General features: G+C 67.3%; 1 protein-coding gene. It reads left to right on the top strand.

Annotated features, from left to right (window positions below; all coding sequences use genetic code 11):
* Positions 1-106 precede the first annotated feature (106 nt).
* On the top strand, positions 107-603 hold a 497-nt coding region (locus tag ACTMS2_RS29300; RefSeq protein WP_441178273.1), incomplete at its 3' end, for a hypothetical protein.

Genomic DNA, 603 nt, shown 5'->3' with positions numbered 1-603 from the left:
CTGGAGATCCCCTGATCTTCTTGGGCGCCGGACGGTGCTTGCACCCGCGCGAAAGCCGATCCCCCTTTTCGGCGTGTGGGTGCCAACCCCGAATGGAGCATCTGTGATGAACACGATCATCCGTAACAGCGTTCTCGGTATCGCCGGTCTCGCGTTCGCCGGTGGTGTGGCCGCCGGCCCGCTCACCGACACCACCCACACCCCGAGCGTGGACACCACCGCTGTCGCCGTCGCCGCCGTGCAGGCCGACAAGCCGTCGGTGGACAAGGCGAAGCTGATTCCGCACGGTGTGCAGGGCGCGCAGTCGCGCATCGACCTGTCCGACGAGCAGGTCGCCAACGTCAAGGCGATCATCGCGGCGACGAAGAAGGCCGGCATGGACGAGCGCGCCGCCGTCGTCTCCATCGCGACCGCGCTGCAGGAGTCGAAGCTGGAGAACCTGGGTCACCTGGGTGACCGCAACGACCACGACTCGCAGGGCCTGTTCCAGCAGCGCCCGTCCTCCGGTTGGGGCACGGTCGAGCAGATCACCGACCCCGAGTACTCGACCACCGCGTTCCTCAAGGGCCTCAAGCAGGTCGACGGGTGGCAGGACATGCCCCT

It is taken from the genome of Micromonospora sp. SD12 (assembly GCF_052068495.1).
Classification (GTDB): domain Bacteria; phylum Actinomycetota; class Actinomycetes; order Mycobacteriales; family Micromonosporaceae; genus Micromonospora; species Micromonospora echinofusca.
Note: the sequence above shows the minus strand (reverse complement) of the source record. Positions and strands in the feature narration are given on the sequence as shown.